Raw genomic sequence first — 25,680 nt, 5'->3', positions numbered from 1 at the left:
CTCCTGTCGAACCATGATCGAGCCGGGCCGCTATCAACCGAGGGTTCGAAGGACTTCGGACATGCCGCCCGCGCCATCGCCGGCCGGGGTATACGGGGCTTGCGCGCCGAGGAGTCGGCCGCCGAGGCCGAGGCCGGCGTCGGCTCGGGGCTCGGGCTCGGGGCTCAGGCCGGGGGCTCAAGCTCGGGGCTCAGACTCAGGGCTCAGTCATCGTCGTCGTCGCCGAAGACCTCCTCCGCGAGCATGCCGCCCAGGAAGCCCGCCGCCGCGCCGGTCGCCATGCCGCCGACCATCCCACCCAGGCCGGAGCCGCCGCCGCGCGCGCCGGCCCGTGATCCGGCCTCGCCGCCGGTGTGCACCCAGGGGCTCGGCCGCATCGCGTCGTACGACGAACCGCCGTGGGGGGTACGTGCCGCGTACTCCTCGACGGCGCGCCGGATCCAGGTGTCCACGGTGCCCGCGAGGTCCTTGCTCAGGTCGGTGTGGTCGAGGCGGGTGCCGGTGTCGACGCCCAGACCCGGGCCCAGGCCGAACGTTTCGCCGCGCGGGCCCACACGCACCGAGACGTGGGTGGCGCTCGGGGTGGAGCGGAAGGACAACGCCACCTCCCCGCACCTGTCGGCGTAGCGCGGGGCAGCGTGGAACGCGACCTCCTGGCGGAACGGCAGGTCCTGCTCGGCGCCGAACCGACCCATCGTCGGATCGGCGTCCCTGAAGGTGAAGCCGAGCGCCAACGCCGCCTCCAGGACCCGCTGTTGCACCGGCAGCGGCTCGATGTCGACCGCGTCGGCGGCGTGCCGCCGGCGACGACCGTCCAGGGCCATCAGCGTGCGCAGCCCCACCGCCGGGTTCGCCAGACGTTGTCCCGCGATGGTGGTGAACGGCGCTTCCCAGGGCACGGGGAACGAGAAAGGCAACTCCCGCTCCTCCCGCGCGGCCAGCCGCAGCGGGCCGCTCACCACGGCGTCGGCGAACGGGATGGGGCCCTCGCCCGCGCCGGCGGGACGCCCGATGCCGGCGGCCGTCGACAGGACCAGGGACAACGTCACGCCGCCGACCTCGGCCGGGCGGCTGCCGCCGACGACGGTGACCCGGCCCCGGAGGGTTTCACCGGGCCGGGTCACGGGCGTCGACAACGTCGTCCGTACGTCGGGGGCGCCCACGCCGATGGCATCGAGAACACGGTTGAACACCATCTGGTGCTTTCCTTTCGGAGATGTGCGGTCGCAGATAGGAACGCGCACGAAGCTCCGATAGTTGCGTACTTGCGCAACTTTTTAATCACAGCACTCCGAGAGGGCCTACACGCCCGCCTCGCGCACCCGTTCGGCGAACTGCTCCGAGGTGACCACGTCGGCCGTGGACTGGGCCAGCACCACCAGCGCCGCGCGGTGCACCTCCTCGGCCGACATCGCGCCCCAGCCCAGGTCGGGGTGGTCGTAGGTGGCGCAGGCGTCGGCGATCACCAGCGTCCAGTAGTCGCGGAACATCGCGTCCCGGGCGGTGGCGTGCACGCAGTCCTCGGTGGTCACGCCGGTCACCGCGACCGTGGTGATGCCCCGACCGCGCAGAAGCATGTCCAGATCGGTGCCGTGGAATCCGCTGTAGCGGTGCTTCTTGACCACCACCTCGCCCTCGGCGGGCGCCACGTCGGGGTGGATCTCGCTCCCGGGTGTGCCGTCGACCAGCGCCTCGCCCGACGCGATCGGCGGGTACAGGTCGCCGTAGCGCCCCCGGTCGGAGCCGTCGGCGCGGTGTACGTGCGCGGTGTAGACGACCATGATCCCGGCCTTGCGACACAGGTCGAGCAGGCCGGCGAGGGTGGGCAACATGGCGCGCCCGGCGGGCGATTCCAGCGGCGCGCCGGGAGAGATGAAGTCGTGCTGCACGTCGACGACGATCAGCGCGGTGCGCGCCGGATCGACGGTACTCACCTGGTAGCCCATGACGCGGACCTCCTCGACACCGTCTGCATATGGCGTTGAATTGACGGACGCCACAGTAGCTCTATATCTCAAGGTTGAGAAGATCCGTTCCCGGGACACAGCCGGAGCCGGAGCCGGAGTCAGCGCGCCGCCAGTGTGTCGTCCACCCACTCGCTCGCGAGCACCTCGTCCAGGACCAGGCTGCCCGCGCCCAGCATGCACGCGTCCCGGCCGGTGACCGCCGTGGCGATCTCCAGGTCGCGGGTGGCCAGCGGGAGGCAGCGCTCGTAGATCGCCCCGCGTACGGCGGCCACGAACGGCTCGGCGGCGGACAGGCCGCCGCCCAGGACGAGCACGTCGGGGTTGAAGAAGTTCACCAGCGGAACCAGCACCTGCCCGGCCAGCCGGCCCGCGTTGCGGACCAGCGTGGTCGCCTCCGGCACGCCGTCGTTGACCAGTTCGACCAGGTGGCGCGAGGAGGTGACCTCGATGCCCTGCGCGCGCAGTATGCGGCGCAGCGCCGCGCCGCTGGCGTGCGCCTCCAGGCAGTCGGAGTGGCCGCACGAGCAGGTGACCGGCTCGGGCACGTGTACGGGGACGTGGCTGATGTCGCCGGCGGCGCCGCGTCCGCGATGCAGTCGGCCGGAGACGATGATGCCGCAGCCGATGCCGGTGCCGGCCTTGACCGCCATCAGGTTGTCCCGGTCCGGCCAGCCGTAGCGGTGTTCGCCGACCGCCATCAGATTGGCGTCGTTCTCCACCACCACGCGTACGCCGAGCAGTTCGCTCATCCGGCGGCCGATCGGGAAGTCGTTCCAGCCGGGCATCCGGGACGGGGCGACCACCTTGGCCTCGCCGGGGTCGACGGGTCCGGGCATGCCGATGCCGACGCCCAGCAGCGGCAGGTGCTCGACCTCGGCCTGACGCAGCGTCATGCGCAGGTTGTCCAGGAGTCGTTCGATCACCCGCTCGGGGCCTTCGGCGATCTCGCCCGGGAGTTCGTGTTCCAGGAGCACCCGGCCGGCCAGGTCGAGCACCGCCATGCGCACGTGGTGGGTGCCGACGTCGACGGCGACCACGACGCCCGCGTTCTCGTGCAGGCGCAACTGCCGCGGCCGGCGGCCGCCTCGGGAGGCGCCCTCGCCGTCCTCGCGGAGCAGGCCGGCCTCTATCAGCTCCTCGACGCGCAGCGACACGCTCGACGGTGCCATGCCGCTCAGCCGGGCGAGTTCCGCCCGGGATCGACCGTGCCCCTTGGCCACCAGTCGCACCAGGTCACCCGCGCTTCCACCCAACGTTCCACTCCCGTTCGAGGCACACCTGCTGCGGTACGGCAGTGACAGGAATAGCACACCCCGTAATAACCAGCAAGGCATTGACTTTATTCGAATTTCGCTTCTACTGTCACCTGAAACTTCGATTCCGAACAAAGATGGAGCGTTGATGAAGCCCGCGTCGCCTTCTTCCGCCGTAGTGACGCCCATGGTCGAGGCGCGGGCCATCAACAAGTCGTTCGGCGCGGTCCGCGTGCTGACCGACGTGGACCTGACCGTCGCGGCCGGTGAAGTCGTCGTCCTGATCGGCCCGTCCGGCGCGGGCAAATCGACGCTGTGCCGCTGCCTGAACCGGCTGGAGAACGTCGACTCGGGCGTGGTCCTGCTGGACGGCGAGGAACTGCCCGCCGAGGGTCGGGCCTTGGCCCGGCTGCGCACCGAAGTGGGCATGGTCTTCCAGCAGTTCAACCTGTTCGCACACAAGACCGTGCTGCAGAACGTCACCCTCGGCCCGACCCGGGTCAAGGGTCTGTCCGCCGCCGACGCGGAGCGCCGGGCCCGGGAGTTGCTGGACCGCGTCGGCATCGCCGACAAGGCCGACCACTACCCGGCCCAGCTCTCCGGCGGCCAGCAGCAGCGGGCCGCCATCGCCCGGGCGCTGGCCATGCAGCCCAAGGTGATGTTGTTCGACGAACCGACCAGCGCGCTCGACCCGGAGATGGTCAACGAGGTCCTGGACGTCATGGTCGACCTGGCCCGCGAGGGCATGACCATGGTCGTGGTCACGCACGAGATGGGCTTCGCCCGCCGGGCCGCCGACCGCGTCGTGTTCATGGCGGACGGTCAGATCGTCGAGGTCGGCACGCCCGACACCTTCTTCACCGCCCCCACCACCGACCGCGCCCGCGACTTCCTGTCCAAGGTGCTCAGCCACTGACGCCCGCGCTCCGCCCGGCCCGTCCGTCCCGTCCCCTCTGTACCCCTGCCTAGCTGCAAAGGAAGGCCCCGATGTCCGGCTTCCCCCTGCGTCGCCCGCGCTCCGGCGCGTCATCGCGTCGGCTGCGTACCGCCGTTCCGGCCGTTTTGGCCGCGTTGTCCCTGAGCGTGCTGGCCGCCTGTTCCAGCGACTCCTCGTCCGACGCCGTCCCCGGCGGCAAGCCGGCCGGGGAGGACGTCGCCAAGAAGGCCGAGGGCGCGCCCGACGCCGCGATCCTGCCCGGCTCCACGATGGCCAAGATCAAGGAGCGCGGCTACCTGATCGTCGGCGGCTCCCAGGACGCGCCGCTGTGGTCGCAGCTCAACCCGATATCCGGCAAGACCGACGGGTTCGACGCCGAGATGGGCCGACTGCTGGCCAAGTACATCATCGGCAAGCCCGAGGTGAAGATCGTCAGTTCGGCCACCGAGACCCGTGAGGCGTTGCTGCAGAACGGCACCGTCGACGTGGTCTTCCAGACGTACACGATCACCCCGAAGCGGGCCGAGCAGGTCGCCTTCGCGGGCCCGTACTACTCCTCCGGCCAGGCCATCCTGACCAAGAAGGGCGCGAGCGGGATCAAGACGCCCGCCGACCTGAACGGCAAGACCGTGATCGCCGGCGCCAACACGCCCGCGATCGCCGCGATCAAGCAGGTCGCGCCGGACGCGAAGGTGGTCACCTTCGGCAGCGACCCCGAGTGCGTGACGGCACTGCGCCAGGGCCGGGGCGACGCGTACGTGCAGGACCAGGCGTTGCTGGTGGCCGACGTGAAGCAGAACCCCGACACCACCGTCGTGGGCGAGCCGTTCACCTCCGACCCGTACGGCATCGGCCTGAAGAAGGACGACGCCGCGTTCAAGACGTTCGTCAACGACTGGCTGCGCAAGATCGGCCAGGACGGTTCGTGGCAGACGGTCTGGAAGCAGACGCTCGGCACGGTCGTCGAGGGCAACCCGCCGACGCCGCCCGCGATCGGGGGCGTCCCCGGCTCCTGAGCCCCGGGGTCGGGAGGGCGTGCCGCCCTCCCGACCCTCACCGCCTTGCCCGCACTCCCGGCGCTCCCGGCCTTCCCGGCTGTCCAGGCTCCCTCGGCTCTCCCGGCCGTCGCCGCCCTCCGCCGCCTTCGCGCCGGAGCCCTCAGCCCTGGGTCCGCCCGGCCCGCCGCGCGCCCCCGCCGAGCCCCGCTCGCCGCGCCTCCCCCGGACTCGTCCCCGCCCATCCCCTCGCGAAAGGTCCTCGCCGATGGATGTCGTGCTGCGACATCTCTCCGCCTTCACCGACGGCATCGTCACCACGCTCGAACTCACCGCGCTCTCCTTCCTCGGCGCGCTGCTGATCGGCGTCGTGGTGGCCGCCATGCGGGTGTCCCCCGTCGCCGCCCTGCGCGGCGTGGGCACCGTGTACGTGGAGACCTTCCAGAACACCCCGCTCCTGGTCCTGCTCGTGCTGTTCGTCTTCGGCCTGCCCGAAGTCGGGGTGATCTTCCCGCTGTTCACCACGGCGGTGATCGTGATCGCGCTCTACGAGGCGGCCTACATCGCCGAGGCGGTGCGCTCGGGGATCAACACCGTCTCGATCGGCCAGGCCGAGGCGGCCCGGGCCCTGGGGCTGACGTTCGGTCAGTCGTTGCGCCTTGTGATCCTGCCGCAGGCGCTGCGCGGCGTGGTGCAGCCGATCGGCAACATCTTCATCGCGCTGACCATGAACACCTCGCTCGCCGCCGCCGTCGGCGTGGTCGAACTGACCTCCGCCGCCAACCGGGTCAACCTCATGGAGGCGCAACCCATCCCCGTGTTCGTCGGCGCGGGCATCGGCTACATGCTCATCTGCGCCACGGCGGGGATCGTCACCGGCATGATCGAGCGGAAGGTGGCGATCGTTCGATGAGCGCGTCCCGAGTGTTGTTCGACGAACCCGGCCCCATCGCGCGGCGCCGGATGCGGATCGCCACGATCGTGGTCGGCGTCGCGGTGGCCGCGCTGCTCGCCGTGGCCGTGAAGCGGTTCGCCGATCACGGCCAGTTGGACGCGGACAAGTGGCGGCCGTACACCACCTGGCCGATGTGGCGGTATCTGCTGGAAGGGTTGTGGGCCACCGTCCGGGCCGCCGCCGTGGCCACCGCGCTGTCCGTGGTCGGCGGCATCGTGCTCGCCCTGGGCCGGTTGTCCCGGCAGCGGGCGCTGCGCTGGTCGGCCACCGTGTACATCGAGGTGATGCGCACGGTTCCGGTGCTGCTCCTGGTCTACCTGGTGCTGTTCGGACTGCCGCACTACGGCGTGGACCTGCCGCTGTTCTGGAAGTTGGTCCTGCCGCTCTCGGTGTCCGCGTCGGCGGTGTTCGCGGAGATCTTCCGGGCGGGCATCCTGTCCCTGGATCGTGGGCAGCGCGAGGCGGGGCTCGCCGTCGGGCTGACCGACGGTCAGACGATGCGGCTGATCGTGCTGCCGCAGGCGGTCCGCCGGTTGTTGCCGTCGCTGGTCAGCCAGTCCGTCGGGCTGCTCAAGGACACCTCGCTCGGCTTCATCGTCAGCTACTCGGAACTGCTGTACAGCGGGCGGGTGTTGGCCACCTACAACCGGCTGCTGATCCAGACCTACATCATCATCGCGCTGGTCTACATCGTGCTCAACGCGTCGTTGTCCAAGCTGGCCCGCACCCTGGAGGCCCGGCAGGGTTTCCGCTCCGTCGGCCGACGCCGGCTGCGCACACTGGTCCGGGCCAAGGCGGCGGCGGACCAACCGCTGTGACGGCAACGAGCCGACCCCTGTGACGACTTCCCTGTTCGACGGCCGCACCGCTCGGCCCATCCCGGAGGACCCCATGCGACCGGAGGACACCGTGCCCCACGAATCGACCACGCGCTACGCCGAACTCGCCGAGGTGGTGCGGTCCGGGTTCGTGGAGAGCCGGCACTTCGGCAGCCTGGTCGCACTCGCGCCGGACGGCCGGCCGGCGCTGGAACTGGGCGTGCCGAACGAGCCGGTGGTACCGCGCTCCTCGGCCAAGCCGTTCCAGGCGCTGGCCTGCCTGCGGGCGGGCGCGCCGCTGTCCGGGGCGCACGTGGCGATCGCGGCGGGCAGCCACACCGGGCAGGACTTCCACGTGGACGCGGTCGAGGACATCCTGACCCGCTCGGGGCTGACCTTCGACGCGCTGGGGTGTCCGCCCGATCGTCCGGAGGACGAGAACACGTATCGGGAGATGATCGCGCGCGGCGAGGAGAACACCCGCGAGCGGATGAACTGCTCGGGCAAGCACGCCGCGATGCTGGCGGCCTGCGTCGCGTCGGGGTGGCCGACCGAGGGCTACCTCGACCCTGGGCATCCGCTCCAGGTGCTGGTCCGCGAGGGCATCGAGGAACTGGCCGGCGAGTCGGTCGCGCACACCGCCGTGGACGGCTGCGGCGCACCGGTGTTCGCGATGACTCTGACCGGACTCGCCCGGGGCGTACGCGCGTTGGCCACCGCGACCACCGGGCCCGGGCGCGTGGTGGCCAAGGCGATGCGCGAACACCCGGCGTACGTCGGCGGGGACGGGCAGGCCAACACCGAGGTGATGCGGCTGCTCCCGGGCGTCCTGGTCAAGGGCGGCGCCGAGGGCGTGTTCGCGGCGGCGACCACCGCCGGACACGCGGTCGCGGTCAAGGTGATCGACGGCAGCCCCCGGGCCACCACCGCGCTGGCGCTGGCCGCACTGCACACGCTCGGCGTGGACGTCTCGGCGGCCCACGAATGGACGACCGTACCGGTCCTCGGCGGCGGCCTGCCGGTCGGCGAGGTCCGCGTGACATCCCACCTGGCATAGCGCACCGTACGCCGCCCCAACCCACCCCCCTTCGCACCATCAGGAGTTCGCGTCATGACCGTCAACGCCGGCCCCACCCCCGCGCCCGCATTCGAGATCTGCATCGACGACGTGCCGGGGGCGCTCGCCGCGGAACGTGTGGGTGCGCAGCGCGTCGAGCTGTGCGCGGACCTGTTCGAGGGCGGCATCACGCCGAGCCTGGGCCTGATCGAGACCACCCTGGCCGCCGTCGAGGCGATCCGGGTCCATGTGATCGTGCGTCCGCGCGGGGGCGACTTCGTCTACGACGAATACGAGGCCGCCGCGATGCGTCGGGACGTCGAGGCGATCCGGGCCGCCGGTGCGCAGGGTGTGGTGATCGGCGCGCTGACCCCCGAGGGCGACCTGGACCGTCCGGTGATCGAGGCGTTGCTGGCCGCGGCCGGCGACCTGTCCGTCACCTTCCACCGCGCCTTCGACATGACCCGCGACCCGCACGCGGCCCTGGAGGAGCTGATCGAGCTGGGCATCGACCGGGTGCTGACCTCGGGCCAGGACAGCAGCGTGCTGGAGGGCGCGCCGCTGATCGCCCGCCTGGTCACCCAGGCGGCCGGCCGGATCGTGGTGATGCCCGGCGGCGGCATCACCGCGCGCAACATCGACCGGGTACTGGCCGCCACCGGCGCGCACGAGGTGCACTTCGCGGCGGGCGCGATCCTGGAGAGCCCCGCCACGCACCGCAACCCGCACCCGTACATGGGCGGCGCGCTGCGCCAACCGGAATACGCCCGCCGGGTGACCTCCGCCGACGGCATCCGCGACGTGCTGGACGCCGCCCGCAAGGGCTGACCGGGCACCTCCGGACCCGAAGTCGAATCCCTCCCCCGACACCGATGAGTTTGTGCCTCGGGGCGGGTCGGTACTGGTGAGAGCGTCCACTACGGAGTACCGGAGGTTTCCATGCCCGCCCAGGGATTCACCACCTGCCTGTGGTTCGACGGCCAGGCCGAGGAGGCCGCGAACTTCTACCTGTCCGTGTTCAAGGACGGCAAGCAGGGCCGCGTCGGCTACTACAACGAGGCCAACCCGGACCAGGCCGGCCAGGTGCTCGTGGTCGAGTTCGAGATCAACGGACAGAAGTTCGTCGCGCTCAACGGCGGGCCCCAGTTCAAGTTCAACGAGGCCGTCTCGTTCCAGATCCACTGCGCCGACCAGGACGAGGTCGACCACTACTGGGGCCTGCTCACCGCCGACGGCGGCGAGGAGGGCCCCTGTGGCTGGCTCAAGGACCGGTTCGGCCTGTCCTGGCAGGTCGTGCCGACCGAGGTGATCGACATGATCGGCGACCCGGACGGCGCGAAGGCGACCCGGGCCACCAGCGCCATGTACACCATGAAGCGCCTGGACATCGCCGCGATCCGCAAGGCGTACGACGGCGAGTAGTCGAGCGCGCGGCCTGATGTGCCACGGCGTGACCACACGGGTCGGGTCGACCCCCACACGGGGGACGACCCGACCCGTGCGCATGCGCGCCGCCGGGGCCGCGATCCGCGCCCTCAACCACCCAACCCCGCGTCGCGGGCGATGGCCACCGCCTCCGCGCGGCTGCGGGCGCGCAGCTTGGTCAGCACGTCGCTCACCCGATTGCGGACGGTCTTCTCCGACAGGATCAACCGCCGCGCGATCGACGCGTTGTCCAACCCCTGCGCGAGCAGGTCGAGGACCTCCCGCTCGCGGTCGGTCAGCTGCGGGAACGGCACCGCCCCGCGTGCGTGCGCGGGTGCCGACGCGAAGAACGACAACACCCGCCGGGCGACACGCGGACCGAAGACGGCCTCGCCGCGCGCCACGCCCAGGATCGCGCGGCGGATGTCGTCCCCGTCCGCCTCCTTGAGGAGGTAGCCGCGCGCACCGGCGCGCAGCGCCGCGAAGACCGTGTCCTCGTCCTCGTCCATGGTCAGCACGATCACCGCCGTGTCCGGATGGGTCGTGGTGATCCGCGCCGTCGCCTCCAACCCGCCGACGCCCGGCATCCGCAGGTCCATCAGCACCACGTCCGGCCGCAGCGCCGCCACCTCGACCAGCGCCTCGGCCCCGTCACCGGCCTGACCGACGACGTCGAGGTCGGCCAGGTCCTCCAACACCGCGACCATGCCGGCCCGAAAGACCGGGTGGTCGTCGACGACGAGCACGCTTACCGATGTGTCCACTACGACCTCTCCGACCCGTCGGGCAGGCTCGCCCGTACGACCACCCCGCCGCCCGGCGCGGGCAGGATCTCCATGCGTCCGCCGACCTCGTCCGCGCGTTCGCCCATGCTGCGCAGGCCCACCCCGGCGGCCGGGTGCGCGGGCAGGCCGCGGCCATTGTCGCGTATCTCCAACCGGAGCTTCGCGTCCACCACCGCGGCCGACAGGCGCAGTTCGCTCGCGGCGCTGTGCCGCACCGCGTTCGAGACGGCCTCGGCGGCTATCGCGTAGGCCGCGACCTCCACCGCCGCGGGCAATTCGTCCAGCCCCGGGCCGAGTTCGACCGTGCAGCGCGGCGTCTCGTAACCGGCGACCACGTCACGCAGGGCTCCCGCGAGGCCGAGTTGGTCGAGGATGGGCGGACGCAGCCCGTGCACCACCGAGCGCAGGTCGGTCACCGTCTGGCGCAGCCGATCGCGCACCCCTCGGGCCCGATCGGCCAGGTCCGGCTCTCCCGCCGCTGCGATTCGCCGGGCCAGCGCGTCGAGTTGGTGCGCGGCGCCGGCGAGCGCCGGGCCCACGCCGTCGTGCAGGTCCGCCCGCAGGCGGCGGCGCTCCTCCTCGCGCGCGACCACGATCCGGGCGCGGCTGCGGGCCACGTCGGTGACCAGTCCCGCCGCGTACGCCAACGTCGCCGCCCGGGCGGCGACCTCCTCGATCGCGGCGTATTCCTCGGGCGTCCAGCGCTCGCCGCCCGGCCGCAGGCCGACGCGCAGTTCACCCATGTCCCGGCCCAGCGAACTCGCCGGAACGGCCCGCCAACCGGCCACCGGACAGCCGCTCTCCACCCGCAACGCGGCGCCGTGCTGCGGAAGATGGCTGTGGAACGCCGCGTACGGCAGCCGCAGCGCGCGGCGCAGCGCGTCCACCAGACGTTGCAGCGCCTCGTCGGGCTCCGACGCCGGCGCCACCTGCCGGCCCACCCGGGCAAGCACGGCGTAGGGATCGTGCCGGTGTCCGAACAACCAGCGGTCCACCGCCACCTGCACGGCGCTGCGCCCCGTCGCGGCGAGCAGCGCGACCACCGCCACCGCCAGGATCCCGCTCGTCGAGGTCGGCGCGACGCGACCCACGCCCAGCACCAGCGCCGTGTAGACGCCGACCAGCACCGCCGTCAGTACGACGTAGACGATGGTGCGGTTGAGCACCAGGACCACGTCGAACAGCCGGTGTCGCAACATCGCGACGGCGATCCCGACCGGCGGGCTGAGCAACCCGACGGCGAAGAACAGGTCCTGCCCGGGGTCGGGTACCACGAGCGCGAGCAGCATGTTCGCGCCGAGCATCAGGCCGCCGAGCAGCAACCACTGGAGTTGGATGCGCTGGACTCCGACCGCCCGGCGCGTGCGTACGACCAGGGACACCACCGCGGTCACCAGTCCGGGGCCGAGGGTCGCGAACGCGCCGACGAGCGTGAGGTATCCCAGCCACCACGCGCCGGGAACGGCCCACGGATTGTGCACGTCCTCGCTGATGTCGATCGAGCCGTCCCGGAACATCGCCCCGAACAGCGCGATCGCCGCCACGACGCAGATCCCGTATGCCGGGAACCGCCACCGGGGACCGGTCAGGTATCCGTCGGGGAAGACCATCAGCAGCAGCGGCACCACCACGAAGTACTGGGCGAATCCCCAGGCGCCGACCCACGCCGCGAAATCCGCGCCCGGCAGCGGGTCGGCGCTGATCCGCGCGGAGGAGACCGCGTACAACGACAGCAGCAGATACGGGCCCAGTGTCGCGGGTACCAGGAGCAGCCAGCCCACCGGATTGCGCGGTCGCCCGCGCACGATCAGCGCGCCGATCAGCGGCCATGCCGATCCGAGCACGACGTCGCCCCACGACATCGGGCGCAGCTCGGTGCGCTCCGCGACCCAGTGGTAGGCGGGTACGTACGCCGCGGTCGTCGCGATGCCGACGGTGGCCGACACGCCCGCGAACACGATCAGACGGGACTCGGGGATGCGCAGCAGCAGCGCGCGGATCCAGGCGGGCACGCGCGCGGGCGGGCGCCGGTCCGGCGGACACGCGCCGAGCGGTGGCGGAACGGGCTGGGTGGTCACCGCGCCCATGCTCCCCTACTGCGTCGCGGCGTACCCCGTCCCGCCGCGGGGATCCCGGACAGACGGTGTCGATGTCCCTGGAACCCGGGACTCCGGGCCCGCCAGTCTGGCGATGCCGCACGGGCAGGGAGTCCGATACGCGCCACCCGATGGGGGACGTGCAGCCGCCGGGGGGACGGCGACGCGGGGCGGCGACATGTGGAGGGGGAGACATGAGGTATTCGGATGTGAGCCCGGTCGGCGGGCGCGTCGAGGTCGGGGAGGCTCCGGCGCGCCATCGAACCCACTGGCCGCTGCTCGCGGTGGCGGCCGGTGTGCTGGGAGCGTTCGCGACGATCGTGATGGACGTGCACGTGGCGGAGGCCGACGGCGGCATGACGCTCGCCCGGGTCGACGAGGTGAGCGTGGTCAAGGCCCGGATCGGCTTCGCCGTCGGGTATGTCGTGGTCGCCCTGCTGATCGTGCTCGCCGCGGCCTGGCGGCGGCACGTGGAGCCGCGCGTGCCCGGGAGCACGGCGGCACGGGTGGTGTCGGCGGGCCTGGGTGCCTCGGCGGCGGCGCTGACCCTCGGCTACGGGTGGCGCGGGGCGATGGGCATCTACGGCGAAGGCGGCCCGGAGGACGAGCAGTTCGATCAAACAGCCCGCTATGTGTACTACGTGCTCAACGACTTCGGGGCGTGGATCGGCTGGCTGGGCGTGCTGGTGGCCGCGTTCGCGATCGCCTGGATGGCGCTGCGGGAGCGTACCGTCTCGCGGTGGATCGGCTGGGTCTCGGTGCTTGCCGCAGGTGCGCCGACCGTCGCCATGGCGGTGATGTCGGTACCCGGGATGCCCGCGCTGACGATGCCGTTCTGGCTGGTGGTCGCGGGCCTGGGGCTGACCTTCGGCAAGAGCACCATCACCCGCTGAGCCGGCATCGAGGAGACGGACAACGGAACCGGAACACCCACCGAGATGGATTTCCACGTGCGCCGGACACCACCGGCACCGCTCAACCCGTACGGACCGCCGAACCACGGCGCGCCGTATCCGCCGATGCCGCTCCACCCGTCCGCCCCACCGCCCCGAGCGGGCGGGGGCGGCGGCCGGTGGATGATGGTCCTGACCCTGGTCGGCACGGTGGCGACGGTCGTCAGTGTGCTGATCGCGATGAACATCGGCCCCTTCGACTTCTCCGACAAGGGCACGGCGGTCAACCGGGCGTCGTACCTCAAGGACATCAACCGCACCTGCGCGGATTCGTACGACAACATCGCCGACAAACTCAACGACGTCGACGTCGCGGCCTCCACCGAGACCACGGACGTCGCCGCGCTGCAACAGCGCTTCCGGGCCCTGGACCTGTCGCTCAGGGCGCTGATGGACAAGCTCGACGGGCTGCCGAAGCCGGGTCGTGTCGACGCCGACGTCAAGGCGTGGTGGGACCTGTACCAACGGCAGGCCGCGTATGTCGCCACGATGACCGAGCAGTTCGACAACGGCGACGTGGAGGCGGCGTCCGCGACGATCGAGGAGAACACCCGCCTCACGGCGGGCGGCGGTCCGTTGGACCTGGCCGCCAAGGCGATCGGGGTGAAGTGCCCGTAACGGCACCGCTTGCGGCGGGGCCGGGCGGCTCGTGCGCCCGGCCCCGCCGGCCCGGTGTCACTCGTGGCCGGTGGTCTCGCCCGTGACGGTGGTCGCGTAGGCCGCCGGGTCGGCGGCCAGGTCGCGGATCAGGGTCAGGGCGTAGGACTCGATGGCGGTGACCAGGTCGACCTCGCCCGGGTCGAGGAGCCACTGCATCTGTAGACCGTCCATGGTGGCGAGCAGTTCGGCGGCCTTGAGGCCCGGGTCGACCTCGGCGCGGATCTCGCCGGTCGCCTGGGCGTCGGTGATGATCCGCGCGATCAACTCGCGCAGCCGACGGTAGCGCTGTACGAAGTAGTCGTGGGCGGGGTCCTGCGGGTCCAGGTTTTCCATGGTCAGCACGGCGAGCAGGCGCGCGAGGCCCGGTTCGCGCGCGTTGCGGTGCGCGGAGGCGGGCATCTCCCGAATCGCCCGCAGCCCGCCGATGGCCACCGACTCCTGCGCGAACTCGATGCTCTGCGCGCCGCGGTGCTCGATCACCGCCTGGAGCAGGCCCTCCTTGCTGCCGAAGTAGTAGAGCAGCGCCGGTTGGGTGATCCCGGCGCGGGCCGCCACCTCCGCGAGGCCCGTGCCCCGGAAGCCGCTGCGCGCGAACAACTCACTCGCGATGGTGACCAGTTCCTCGCGTCGACGGGCGCCACGCTCGCTGCGGCCCGGGCCCCTGCGGGGTTGCCGGGTCGGGCGGAGGGAGCGCGTCGGGTCGTCGTCTTCGCGTGATGTGGGAGTCACGGAACGCAGGCTAGCAGTTTTATCTAGTGGTTAGTAAAAAACGTGGTTATGGTGTGTGCCGCCGAGCGGAAGGACACGCACCATGCGAGAGACGTTCGCGAACCGTCGATGGCGGGGTCAGTGGATCTGGGCCGAGGACACCGCGGTGGGCGCGCCGTCCCCGGAGAATCCGATGAACGGCTCGCTCGACCCCGAGCGGTTCGACCGCCGCGTGTTGTTCCGGCGCGCGTTCGAGCTGGCCGAGGTGCCCGAGCACGCGCCGTTCCGGATCAGCTCGGATTCGCGGCACGTGCTCTACGTCAACGGCGTCGAACTCGCCCGCGGTCCGATCCGGCACGGCGGCCGGCGGCTCTACTACGACTTCGGCGACGCGGCGGCGGCGCTGCGCCCCGGCCGGAACGTGATCGCGGTGCGGGCACGGTTCTACGGCCACCGCACCGCGTGGTGGGTGCCCTCGCCGACCACGTACAGCCTCGGCGGCGGCGCGCTGGTCGCCGAGTTCGGCCTCGGCGCGGAGCATTGGATCGGTACCGACGCCGCCTGGCGCTGCCGGGTCGCCGACGCCTGGACGCCGTGTGCCCCGCAGTCCACGGTGTCCCCGCAGATCCCGGAGATCCTGGACGCGCGCCGGCTGGACCCGGCCTGGACCCGCCCGGACTTCGACGACGAACTCTGGGACGCCGCAACGGTGTTGCCCGCGGCCCACGTCGGCAGCACCGGCGCCACCCGGCCACCGGCCGAACCGTACGGCGCCCTGCTGCCGAACCCGCTGCCGGCACTCGGCGGCGCCACCCGCACACCGGCCGCGTTCCACTCCGCGCCGCTGCCCGTCGCGCCGCGCCCCGTGGGCGCGTTGGCGTCCGCCGACGTACAGGCCGCGCTGCACGGCGCGCTCACCACGATCCGGCCCGAGGCCTGCCCGGACACCGTCCCCGACCCGGGTAACGTCGCCCCCTCGGCCACGCTCGCGCTGCCCGCCGGCCGCCGACTGGTGATCGCCGATCTGGGCCGCATGGTCAGCGGTACGGTGCGCCTCGACCTCGAAGCGGCCCCGGGGACCGTGGTGTTCGGCGCGCTCGCCGAATCGCCCACCCCGGCCGCGCTGGCCGGTGCCGCGTGCTTCGCCTACACCGCGCGCGGGGACGAGGCGGGCGAGCGGTTCCGGCTCGGCGACCCGGCCGGGGGCCGCTACCTGGTCCTCGTGGTGGACGCCACCGGGCCGGTGCGGCTCGCGCCCGCCGTGCTCGAACGGTTGCGGCCGCGCCCGGCCGGGCCGTACTTCGCCTGCTCCGACCCGCTGTTGGACCGTATCCACCGGGTGGGCCTGCGCACCGTGGACCTGACCGCTCACGACGCCTACATCGACTGCCCCAGCCGGGAGCAGCGGGCCTGGACCGGCGACGCGGTCGTGCACCAGTCGGTCGACCTGGTCACCAACCCCGACTGGAGCCTGGCCCGGCACCAACCCGTGCTCACCGCGACCCCGCGCGGCGACGGCCTGTTGCCCATGGTGGCCGCCGGCGACGGCGGTGATCCGGAGCTGGTCAGCATTCCCGACTGGTCGCTGCACTGGGTGCGTTCGGTGTACAACCTCCACCGCTACACGGGCGATCGGGCGCTGATCGCCCGGCTGTTGCCCGCCGCCGAAACCGTGCTCGACTGGTTCACCGCCTTCCTCGGCGCCGACGGCCTGGTGCACGACGTGACCGGCTGGGTGCTGATCGACTGGTCGCCGGTGCAGGTCGAGGGCACCAGTGCGGCGCTGAACGCGCTGTGGGCACGGGCCCTGGGCGACTTCGCGGAGATGGCGCACTGGTTGGGCGATGCCAACCGGGCCGCCTGGGCGCGGGAGTTGCGCGAGTCGGTGCGGGTCGGCTTCGAGGTGTTCTGGGACGAGGAGCGGGGCGGCTACCGGGATCACGCGGTGGAGGACGTGGTGCGGCCCGCGATGAGCGAGCACACCACCGCGGCGGCGGTGTGCGCCGACCTGGTACCGGTCGAACGCGCGGATCGGGTGCGGAGGTTCCTGCTCGCGCGCGATGTGATGTTCACCCTGGCACCGGTCGCCGCGCACGGCGGGGACGCGGACGGCGCACCCACCGGGCACCAGGTGGCCCGTTTCACCCCGCCCGCCGTGACCTGGGACGCGCGGCACCAAGTGGTCGGCGCACAACCCTTCTTCCGCTACGTCGTGCACGACGCGCTGGCCCTGCTCGGCGCCGCCGACACGATCGCCGACCTGTGCCGCGACTGGCGGCGCCTGCTCGCCTCCGGCCCCACCGCGTGGCGGGAGACCTGGGAGGGCGGCAGTTACTGCCACGGCTGGTCCGCCACCCCCACCCGCGACCTGCTCGTGTACACCCTCGGGATCACCCCCGCCGAGCCCGGCTACACGACGGTCCGCATCGCCCCGCGCCTGGGCGACCTGGAGTGGGCCAAGGGCGCGGTCCCCACCCCGTACGGCCTCGTCCACGTCGCGGTGGAGGGCACCCGCGTGCATGTCGAGTCCCCGGTCCCGGTGCGGCTCGTGGCCCCGGACGGCACCGTCACCGACCGGCCGGCCGGCACCTTCGACGCCGACTTGGCCGCGCTACCGGTGTGACCCCAGCCGCACCGCCGCCGCGGGCGTGGCATTGACGATTCCGGGGCGCCAACTTAACAATACGCGTAACGAAATACTGGACACCGGCGTCCGCGCCCGGCCGCGCTCCCACCCGAGCGACGGCCTCGTCGGGCCCGCCCGTCGGCCCCGCCACCTACCCTTGGAGTCCCGAGTGCACCAACACCTCGGCGTGGCCGCTCTGCTGAGCGACACCGCGCTGCGCTTCCCCGACCGCACCGCAGTGGTCGAGGGCGACACCCGGATCACCTATCGCGACCTGTGGGCCGACGTGCTGCGCTACGCCGCCGCCCTGCGCGAACGGGGTGTGCGGCCCGGTGACCGGGTCGCGGTGATGTTGCCCAACATCGCGGCGTTCCCCCGCGTCTACCACGCGGTGATCGCCGCCGGTGCCACCGTCGTGCCGGTGCACGGGCTGCTGGTCGCCGAGGAGGTCGAATTCGTGCTGCGGCACAGCGGATCGGTGCTCACGATCAGCGGCGGCGCGTTGTGGCCGACCGCGCGGGCCGCCGCCGACGCGGCCGGGATACCGATGCTGGCCGCCGACCACGAACACCCCGGCGCGCCGCTGACCGCCGCGCACCCGACCGCGGCCGACGACATCGCGGCCATCCTGTACACCAGCGGCACCACCGGCCGACCCAAGGGCGCCCGGCTGACCCACCTCAACATCGTGCTCAACGCCACGGTCTGCGCCCAGGACCTGCACGAACTGGCGCCCGAGGACGTGGTGTTGGGCTGCCTGCCGCTGTTCCACAGCTACGGCCAGACCTGCGCGATGAACGCCGCGCTGCGCGCCGGCGCGACGCTGGTCCTGATGCCGCGCTTCGACGCCGCCGCCGCGCTGGAACTGATGGCCGAGGAGGGGGTGAGCGTGTTCATGGGCGTACCGACGATGTTCCACGCGCTCACCGAGGCGGCGCGGGCGTCCGGCGCGAGCGCCCCGACGCTGCGGTTGGCCGTGTCCGGCGGCGCCGCGCTGCCCGTCGCCGGTCTGGAGCGCTTCGAGGCCACGTTCGGGACGCGGGTGTTCGAGGGGTACGGGCTGACCGAGACGTCCCCGGCGGCCACGTTCAACCAGCGCCTGCTCGGCCGCCGGCCCGGCACCGTCGGCCACGCGATTCGCGGGGTGGAGGTCGCGATCGCCGCCGCCGAGGTGGACGAGCGCATCGAACCGCTGCCCGCCGGGGCGGTCGGCGAGGTGGTGGTCCGGGGCCACAACGTGTTCGCCGGCTACCTCGACGACCCGGACGCCACCGCCGCCGCGATCGTGGACGGCTGGTTCCGCACCGGCGACCTCGGCACGGTCGACGACGACGGCTTCCTGAGCATCGTGGACCGGAAGAAGGACCTGGTCATCCGCGGCGGGTACAACGTCTACCCGCGCGAGGTCGAGGAGGTCCTGGCCCGACACCCCGCGATCGCCCAGGTCGCGGTCTACGGCAGCGCGCACGAGGCGCTCGGCGAGGAGATCCACGCGGCCGTCGTATTGCGCCCCGCCGCGCCCGGCACCGAGCCGCCCACGCCCGACGAGCTGATCGCCTGGTCTCGCAAACACCTCGGCCGGCACAAGTACCCCCGCGTCTTCCACCCGATGCCCGCGCTCCCGCTGGGCCCGACCGGCAAGATCCTCAAGCGGGCACTGCGCGACGCCACACCGCCGGAGCCGGGGGCCGCCATCCGATAGCGGGGCGCGGCCCCGGGGCGCGGATCGGCGCCGCTTTCGGCGGGCGATGTCCGGCCGTCGGGGGCGAGTTCGGGTGGGTGCGTGGCGCGGGAGGGCGGGCTCGGGTACCTTCGGTTCCCAAGTAGTCGTGGCCCGAAGTTCGTTCGCCCGTGATCGCGATCACGGGCGATTTTGCTGTGCACAGCCGCTTCGGGTCCGGTGAGCACCTCCGGGCCCGCATCATGCGCGGCACGGTTCCATTTTTTCTGAACGAGGAGTTCGGCGTGGCCAGTGGCACCGTGAAGTGGTTCAACAGTGAGAAGGGCTTCGGCTTCATCGAGCAGGACGGTGGCGGCCCCGACGTCTTCGCCCACTACTCCAACATCTCCGGCAGTGGTTACCGCGAGCTGCAGGAGGGCCAGAAGGTGACGTTCGACGTCACCCAGGGCCAGAAGGGCCCGCAGGCGGAGAACATCGTCGCCGGCTAGCACTCCCGTTCGTGGCGCGGCGGTGACACACCGCCGCGGCACGACAGGTCAGGCGGCCTGTCCGGTCGGCATGATGGTGACCTGCTGGAAGTTCACCCGCGGCGGCATCGTGGCGATGAAACCGACGGTCTCCGCGACGTGCTCCGGCGTGAGCCACTCCATGCTCTCCTTGGCGCCCGCCGGCCACTCCCGCGCGCCCGGGTCGGTGACGTGGCTCTGCAATTCGGTGCCGACGATGCCCGGTTCGAGCGCCGAGACCCGCACGTTCCGCGCGCCCGACTCGGCGCGCGGGTGCCGGGACAGGTGGGTGACGTATGCCTTGGTCCCGGAGTAGACGGCGAAATTCGGGAAGATGTTCTGCGCCGCGATCGACGAGGTGTTGATCAGGTCGGCCACCCCACGCTCGGCGGCGGCCGCGATCAGCTGCGGGGTGAACGCACCGAGCGTATCCATCAGCCCCGTGATGCTCGGATCGATCTGCTGCTTCCACTGGTCGGCCGCCAACTCCTCGATCGGGGCGGGCAGCATGACGCCGGCGCTGTTCAGGAGCAGGTCGGCGCCCCCGAACTCGGCAGCCACCCGGGCGGCGGCGTCCGCCAACGCCGCGGCGTCGGTCACGCCGGCGGCGATCGCCGGCGCGCCAACGTCGAACCGGCCTCCCCACCGCCGAGGCGCTGCGGATCCTGACCGACTGGACCGCACCCGAACTCCCGGCCGCCGACGCCCCGCACGCCGGCTGACGGGTCGACGGCGGCGGCGCCCGGAGGCGCCGCCCAGGACGAGGCGCACGACAGCGGACGACAAGGAAGGCCGGGAGGCAGCCACTCACCGCCTCCCGGCCTTCCGATCAGGGGGCCGTTACTTCAGCCCGTTGTCGACCGCGGTCATCAACACCCCGGTGTCCCCGCTCATCTCCCAGATCATCGCGCCCAGGAGATTCTTCGAACGGAGCCAGGCCGTCTTCTTCCCGATGGACCATGCGTCGTCGAAGGTCCACCACTGGCCGTTGTTGCCGGTGAAGCCGTAGGTCGAGACCGACTGCTCGTCGTGGTAGACGGTCAGGTTCGGTACCGACGACATCAGGTTGGCGTAGCCCCTGGTGCCGGCCTCCTCCGGGAACTGGCCCGGTGCGGCGCCGTGCGCCTCCTGCCATTCGCCGTGCGCCCCACCGTCGGCGACGCCCTGCCAGCCGCGGCCGTAGAAGGCCAGGCCGAGGGCGAGCTTGCGTGGGTCCACGCCCTGGTTCAGGTAGTAGTTGACGGTGGTTTCCACGCTGAACTTGGTCGGGTACGGGTCCCCCGCGTCCTGGTACAGGTTGCCCTGGTCCCCGGTGCGGTTCGGTTCCCAGCTGTTGTCGCTGCCGGAGCCGTGGAAGTCGTAGCCCTGCACGTTGGCGTAGTCCATGTAGTCGAACACGCTGGGCGTGCCGTCGCGCGTGGTGATGTCCCAGCCCACGTCCAGCTTGCCGGGGTCGGCGGGGGTGAACGCGGTGAGCAGGTAGTGCTTGCCCGTGGTCTGGCCGTACGCGTCCATCTGCTTGCGGAACTCGGCCATCAGCAGGGTCAGGTTGTTCTTGTCGTCCGCGGAGATGTGGTTGCCCGCGTGACCCTCGGCGCCCGGCCACTCCCAGTCGAGGTCGAAGCCGTCGAAGATCCCGGCCGCGACTCCGTTGCCGCCGCGCCCGTTGGTCACCGGCAGGTTGCCCTTGAGGTACATGTCCACACAGGACTTGGCGAACTTCTGCCGCGACGCGTCGGTCTTGGCGACGTCGGAGAAGTACCGGCTGTACGTCCAGCCGCCGACCGAGATCAGCGCCTTCAACTTCGGGTACTTCGCCTTGAGTTGCTTGAGCTGGTTGAAGTTTCCGGCCAACGGCTGGTCCCACGTGTCGGTGCTGCCGTTGACGGATTCCCCGGCGCTGAAGCCCTTTTCGTAGTCCGCCCACGAGTCGCCCGCGCCGTCACCCTGGTTCGGGTCCTGCGGACCCGGGGTGGTGGCCTTGGTGACGCCGTTGAGGCAGGTCAGGTTGACCGGGTCGATGTTGGAGAAGGAGTAGTTGAGGTGCGTGAGCTTGGCCGCGGCACCGGTGGTGTCCAGCGACTTCATCGTGTAGGCGCGGCCGTAGATGCCCCACTGCACGAAGTAGCCCACGCGGAAGTACTCGCCGCCCGGGGTGCCGCCGCCGGTGGTCTTGACGGTGAGCGGCGCACTGGCCGGGCCGGTCTGGTCGATGCTGTCGCGAGCCACCACGGTGTACGTGTAGGTGGTGTTCGCGGTCAGGCCGGTGTCGTTGTACGAAGTCCCGTTGACGGTGGCGATCTTGGCTCCGCCGCGCAGGACGTCGTAGTTCTTGACGCCGTGGTCGTCGGTGGCCGCCGTCCAGTTGAGGGTGAGCGACGTGTCGTTCACGCTGCTCGCCGTCGGTGTTCCGGGGGCCGTCGGGGGTGTGTCGGTGCCGCCGCCGGGCGCCGTGCGCAGCGTGGCGGTCGGCGATGCGGGTCCGGTCTGGTCGATGCTGTCCCGCGCCACGATCTTGTACGTGTACGCGGTGTCGGCGCTCAGACCGGTGTCGGTGTACGCGGTGCCGGTGACCGTGGCGACCACGGAAGTGCCGCGGTAGACGTCGTAGTTCTTGACGGCGTGGTCGTCGGTGGCCGCGCCCCAGCTCAGCGAGATGGAGGTCGAGGTGGTCGCGGTCGCGCTCGGCACGCCGGGCGCGCTCGGCGGGTTGTCGGTCGGCGGTACGCCGTCACAGGGGCCGCCGTTGATCTTGCAGCCACTGGGACTTCCGGGGCCGGAGCCGACGAAGCCGAACTTGACGCTCGCCCCGGGCGCGACCGAGCCGTTGTAGTTACGGTTCTTGGCGGTGTAGTGCGTTCCGGACGAGGTGATCAAGGCGTCCCAGTACGCACCCACGGAGGTGCCGGCGGGGAAGTCCCACTCGACGGTCCAGGCCGTGACGGCGGTGGTACCGGTGTTCTTGATCGTCCACTCCCCCTGGAAACCGCCCCCCCAGTCGGAGGTTTTGGCGAAGGTCGCGGTGGCGCCTTCGGCGGCTTGCGCGGGTGCGGCGGACAGACCGACCATCGCGGCGAGCGGGAGGAGCAGGCTCGCACAGATGGCGATGAATCTCTTGCCGGGCTTGGTGCGTTTGGTGCGCCACACGGTTTCGATGGCCATGGGTGCTCCTGGATTTCGGGATCCGACGGAGAACCTGTGCCCCACAATGAGCCGGGTTGTCCGGCTCACACAGTAGGGCGAGCGTAATGAAGGTCTGGACCAATAATCAAGGTCTAGACCAGTAGCCGCGAGGTGCCGGCAAGTCCCGGCAAAATCGGTCCGCCCGACCCCCCTGCGCCCACTGCCGTTTCGTTGGCCGCACTCGGTCTTCGATACCCCTTCACGCAAAATGTGATTTGTGACATGGTACATGTCACGCAGCGGTCCGGACGCTCCCCTTCCGGTCCACGGCGGCACCAACTGCCTTGCCACCGTTGGCTCTTCCGGCAAGACAGCGAGCAGTACCACGCACGTGCCGGCTCCGCCTCTCTCCCCGAAACGGGGCCGGCGACGAAACCGCTCATGCCGTTGCACCACCCCTCATCGGAGGCGCGCGTGCGCGTGCCCTCTGTTCCGCAAGGAGACGGTCTTTGCGAACCAATCGATCGACCCATTCGGCACCACGACAGGGAAGGCTCCGCCGCGTCGCGGTGGTTGCCGTATCACTCGCCATGGGCTTCGGGTTGTTCACCCAGCCCGGATCGGCCGCCCCCGCCGATCCCGGCGCGGCGGCGACCCCGATCCCCGTGGCCGCACCGCTCGGCGCGCCCCCCAGCGCCTCGGCCGACCAGTCCCCGCACACCCAGGCGAAGCCGCTGCCCGTCCCCGACCGGCCGCCGCTGTCCGCGAACGTGTCCGACAACGCCCGGCGCGACTACGACGACCCGGCGTCGGCCGCCCGGCCGGCCCGGCCGTCGATGGCCGCGACGAACCGGCAGGCGGCCGTGGCCGGTTGCTCGGTCGCCGACTTCGCAAGCCGTACCGGCGCCGCGCTGGTCACGCAGATCAAGGCGTCGACGACGGAATGCGTGAACACCCTGTTCACCGTCTCCGGGACCGACGCCCGCTCGATCTTCCGCGAAGAGCAGATGACCACGGTCGCCTACGCTCTGCGCGATCTCGCCGGCTCCTACCCCGGCAACGGCAGCACGAGCGCGCCGCAGGTGGTGCTGTTCCTGCGCGCGGGCTACTACGTGCAGTGGTACGACCCGACCACGGTGGGCACGTACGGACCCGCGCTCAAGACCGCGATCCGCTCCGGTCTGGACGCCTTCTTCGCCAACTCGCACTCCTCGGACGTCACCGACGCCAACGGCGAGACGCTCGCCGAGGCGGTCACCCTGATCGACAGCGCCCAGGAGAACGCCCGCTATCTGTACGTGGTCAAGCGGCTGTTGGCGGGCTACAACAGCTCGTACGACGCGTCGTGGTGGATGAAGGCCTCGGTCAACAACGTCTTCACCGTGCTCTTCCGCGGCCACCAGGTACCCGAGTTCGTCACCGCCGTGCAGTCCGACCCGAGCACCGTCGACGCGGTCGACGCCTTCGCGAGGGCACACCGGGACCTGCTCGGCACCGACCGCGCCTACCTGACCGTCAACTCCGGCCGCGAACTGGCCCGCTTCCTCCAGTACGCGAGCCTCCAGGCCCGGGTGCGCCCGATGGTGCGCGCCCACCTGAGCGCCACCTCGATCACCGGGCCGACCGCGGCGATGTGGGTCGCGCTGGCCGAGGGCACCGACTACTACGACAAGGCACAGTGCGCCTACTACGACACCTGCAACCTCCAGGCGCGGCTGACCGCGGCGGTGCTGACCATCGACTACACCTGTAGCCCGAGCATCCGCATCCGGGCCCAGGAGATCAGCCAGGCCAACCTCGCCGCCGCCTGCACGAGCCTGCGCAACCAGGACTCGTACTTCCACGGCGTGGTCAAGGACAGCGGCGCGGTGGCCAACGACCACAACACCACGATCGAGGTGGTGGTCTTCCACTCCAGCTCCGACTACCAGACGTACGCCGGCGCCATCTTCGGCATCGACACCAACAACGGCGGCATGTACCTCGAGGGCGACCCGAGCGCGGCCGGCAACCAGCCGCGGTTCATCGCCTACGAGGCCGAGTGGACCCGGCCCGCGTTCGAGATCTGGAACCTCAACCACGAGTACACGCACTACCTCGACGGCCGGTTCGACATGTTCGGCGACTTCAACGCGGGCGTGAGCACGCCGACCATCTGGTGGATCGAGGGCTTCGCGGAGTACGTCTCCTACTCCTACCGCAACCTGCCCTACGACGCCGCGATCACCGAGGCGGGCAAGCACACCTATGCGCTGAGTACCGTCTTCGACACCACCTACTCCAACGACACCACCCGCATCTACCGCTGGGGCTACCTCGGCGTGCGCTACATGCTGCAGAAGCACCCGGCGGACGTCACCCGCCTGCTCGGCTACTACCGCACCGGTGACTGGGCCGGCGCGCGCACCTTCCTGACCTCCACCATCGGCACCCGCTACGACAGCGACTGGTACACCTGGCTGGCCGCCTGCGCGGCGGGCGCGTGCGGCGGCGGTGGTACGCCCACCAACCGCCCGCCGACGGCCGAGTTCACCAGCGCGGTCAGCGGTACGTCGGTCGCCTTCACCGACACCTCCACCGACTCCGACGGCACCATCGCCTCCCGCGCCTGGGACTTCGGCGACGGCACCACCTCGACCGCGGCCAACCCGACCAAGACGTACGCGGCCGGCACCTACACCGTGAAGCTGACCGTCACCGACAACGGCGGCGCCACCGCGACCGTCAGCCACACCGTCACGGTCACCGGCGGCGGAGGCGCCACCGAGTGCACCGACCCCGACACCCGCGTCCTGGGCAAGAACTGCAGCCGCACCTCGGTGTCGGCGGGCGCGAACGGAACGGCCTGGTTCTACATCTACATCCCGGCAGGAACCGCGCGCCTGAACATCGTCACCGCCGGGGGTACCGGCAACGCCGACCTCTACTACAACAGTGACAACTGGGCCACGCCCACCGCCTACACCGCCAAGTCCACCCAGTCGGGCAACGCGGAGACCCTGACCATCACCGCACCGCCCGAGGGCTACCACTACATCTCCCTCTACGGACAGCAGGCGTTCGCCGGCACCTCGGTGACGACGAGCTACTGACCGACCCCGCCCGGCGCGCCCACGACGCGCGCCGGGCGGACGC

21 protein-coding genes are annotated in these 25,680 nt (G+C 71.4%); 13 read left to right on the top strand and 8 right to left on the bottom strand.

Annotated features, from left to right (window positions below):
- Positions 1-203: 203 nt before the first annotated feature.
- The 3 genes from ACH4XV_RS25925 to ACH4XV_RS25915 form a co-directional block, all read right to left on the bottom strand.
- Entirely contained in the window at positions 204-1,196 is a 993-nt protein-coding gene (locus ACH4XV_RS25925; protein WP_395793716.1) for a sporulation protein, read from the bottom strand.
- Positions 1,197-1,301: 105 nt separating this feature from the next.
- Complete coding sequence (locus ACH4XV_RS25920) at positions 1,302-1,946, bottom strand: isochorismatase family protein (protein ID WP_395793714.1); 645 nt, start codon at positions 1,944-1,946, stop codon at positions 1,302-1,304.
- A gap of 119 nt (positions 1,947-2,065) precedes the next feature.
- Positions 2,066-3,220: an ROK family protein gene (locus tag ACH4XV_RS25915; RefSeq protein ID WP_380003704.1), complete on the bottom strand. Its 1,155-nt coding sequence runs from the start codon at positions 3,218-3,220 to the stop codon at positions 2,066-2,068.
- 148 nt (positions 3,221-3,368) lie between these two features.
- Between ACH4XV_RS25915 and ACH4XV_RS25910 the strand changes: the two genes are divergently transcribed.
- From ACH4XV_RS25910 to ACH4XV_RS25880, 7 genes are all read left to right on the top strand, one after another.
- Positions 3,369-4,136: an amino acid ABC transporter ATP-binding protein gene (locus ACH4XV_RS25910; protein WP_380003703.1), complete on the top strand. Its 768-nt coding sequence runs from the start codon at positions 3,369-3,371 to the stop codon at positions 4,134-4,136.
- Between the two features lie 71 nt (positions 4,137-4,207).
- Positions 4,208-5,173, top strand: a complete 966-nt coding sequence (locus ACH4XV_RS25905) for a glutamate ABC transporter substrate-binding protein (protein WP_078980331.1) — start codon at positions 4,208-4,210, stop codon at positions 5,171-5,173.
- A 247-nt stretch (positions 5,174-5,420) separates the two neighbouring features.
- Entirely contained in the window at positions 5,421-6,065 is a 645-nt protein-coding gene (locus ACH4XV_RS25900; RefSeq protein WP_078980330.1) for an amino acid ABC transporter permease, read from the top strand.
- The gene (locus tag ACH4XV_RS25895) at positions 6,062-6,925 is read left to right on the top strand and encodes an amino acid ABC transporter permease (protein ID WP_078980329.1); all 864 of its coding nucleotides are present in this window, start codon (positions 6,062-6,064) and stop codon (positions 6,923-6,925) included. Before ACH4XV_RS25900 ends, ACH4XV_RS25895 begins: the two co-directional genes overlap by 4 nt.
- A gap of 73 nt (positions 6,926-6,998) precedes the next feature.
- Positions 6,999-7,982 carry an asparaginase gene (locus tag ACH4XV_RS25890; RefSeq protein WP_395793775.1) on the top strand — a complete coding sequence of 328 codons (984 nt, stop codon included), beginning with the start codon at positions 6,999-7,001 and terminating at the stop codon, positions 7,980-7,982.
- A gap of 54 nt (positions 7,983-8,036) precedes the next feature.
- Complete coding sequence (locus ACH4XV_RS25885; protein WP_395793711.1) at positions 8,037-8,810, top strand: copper homeostasis protein CutC; 774 nt, start codon at positions 8,037-8,039, stop codon at positions 8,808-8,810.
- Between the two features lie 111 nt (positions 8,811-8,921).
- Complete coding sequence (locus ACH4XV_RS25880; protein ID WP_395793709.1) at positions 8,922-9,404, top strand: VOC family protein; 483 nt, start codon at positions 8,922-8,924, stop codon at positions 9,402-9,404.
- Between the two features lie 113 nt (positions 9,405-9,517).
- Here the strand turns inward: ACH4XV_RS25880 and ACH4XV_RS25875 are convergent, their stop codons facing one another.
- Together ACH4XV_RS25875 and ACH4XV_RS25870 are read right to left on the bottom strand one after the other, a co-directional pair.
- On the bottom strand, positions 9,518-10,171 hold the full coding sequence (locus tag ACH4XV_RS25875) for a response regulator (RefSeq protein WP_395793707.1): 654 nt from the start codon (positions 10,169-10,171) through the stop codon (positions 9,518-9,520).
- Complete coding sequence (locus ACH4XV_RS25870) at positions 10,171-12,270, bottom strand: histidine kinase (protein ID WP_395793705.1); 2,100 nt, start codon at positions 12,268-12,270, stop codon at positions 10,171-10,173. The genes ACH4XV_RS25875 and ACH4XV_RS25870 overlap by 1 nt, the downstream gene beginning before the upstream one ends.
- 212 nt (positions 12,271-12,482) lie before the next feature.
- Between ACH4XV_RS25870 and ACH4XV_RS25865 the strand changes: the two genes are divergently transcribed.
- On the top strand, positions 12,483-13,181 hold the full coding sequence (locus ACH4XV_RS25865; RefSeq protein ID WP_395793703.1) for a hypothetical protein: 699 nt from the start codon (positions 12,483-12,485) through the stop codon (positions 13,179-13,181).
- Between the two features lie 57 nt (positions 13,182-13,238).
- Entirely contained in the window at positions 13,239-13,859 is a 621-nt protein-coding gene (locus tag ACH4XV_RS25860) for a hypothetical protein (RefSeq protein ID WP_395793701.1), read from the top strand.
- A 57-nt stretch (positions 13,860-13,916) separates the two neighbouring features.
- Here the strand turns inward: ACH4XV_RS25860 and ACH4XV_RS25855 are convergent, their stop codons facing one another.
- A complete protein-coding gene (locus ACH4XV_RS25855; protein WP_395793699.1) occupies positions 13,917-14,630 on the bottom strand; it encodes a TetR/AcrR family transcriptional regulator in 714 nt (237 codons plus the stop codon).
- Between the two features lie 82 nt (positions 14,631-14,712).
- Between ACH4XV_RS25855 and ACH4XV_RS25850 the strand changes: the two genes are divergently transcribed.
- The 3 genes from ACH4XV_RS25850 to ACH4XV_RS25840 all read left to right on the top strand — a co-directional run bounded on the left by ACH4XV_RS25850 (position 14,713) and on the right by ACH4XV_RS25840 (position 19,404).
- Positions 14,713-17,232: an alpha-L-rhamnosidase C-terminal domain-containing protein gene (locus tag ACH4XV_RS25850; protein ID WP_395793697.1), complete on the top strand. Its 2,520-nt coding sequence runs from the start codon at positions 14,713-14,715 to the stop codon at positions 17,230-17,232.
- Between the two features lie 172 nt (positions 17,233-17,404).
- Positions 17,405-18,937, top strand: a complete 1,533-nt coding sequence (locus tag ACH4XV_RS25845) for a long-chain fatty acid--CoA ligase (protein WP_395793695.1) — start codon at positions 17,405-17,407, stop codon at positions 18,935-18,937.
- Positions 18,938-19,200: 263 nt separating this feature from the next.
- Entirely contained in the window at positions 19,201-19,404 is a 204-nt protein-coding gene (locus tag ACH4XV_RS25840; protein WP_078980715.1) for a cold-shock protein, read from the top strand.
- A 48-nt stretch (positions 19,405-19,452) separates the two neighbouring features.
- Here the strand turns inward: ACH4XV_RS25840 and ACH4XV_RS25835 are convergent, their stop codons facing one another.
- Positions 19,453-20,106, bottom strand: coding sequence for an SDR family oxidoreductase (locus ACH4XV_RS25835; protein ID WP_395793693.1), 654 nt, complete (start codon positions 20,104-20,106; stop codon positions 19,453-19,455).
- A gap of 156 nt (positions 20,107-20,262) precedes the next feature.
- Positions 20,263-22,584, bottom strand: a complete 2,322-nt coding sequence (locus tag ACH4XV_RS25830; RefSeq protein ID WP_395793691.1) for a glycosyl hydrolase family 18 protein — start codon at positions 22,582-22,584, stop codon at positions 20,263-20,265.
- 551 nt (positions 22,585-23,135) lie between these two features.
- Here ACH4XV_RS25830 and ACH4XV_RS25825 point away from each other — a divergent pair.
- Entirely contained in the window at positions 23,136-25,637 is a 2,502-nt protein-coding gene (locus tag ACH4XV_RS25825) for a collagenase (RefSeq protein WP_395793773.1), read from the top strand.
- Positions 25,638-25,680: the final 43 nt, after the last annotated feature.

The organism is Embleya sp. NPDC020630 (assembly GCF_044334985.1).
Lineage (GTDB): Bacteria > Actinomycetota > Actinomycetes > Streptomycetales > Streptomycetaceae > Embleya.
This window is presented reverse-complemented; position numbering and strand designations above follow the sequence as displayed.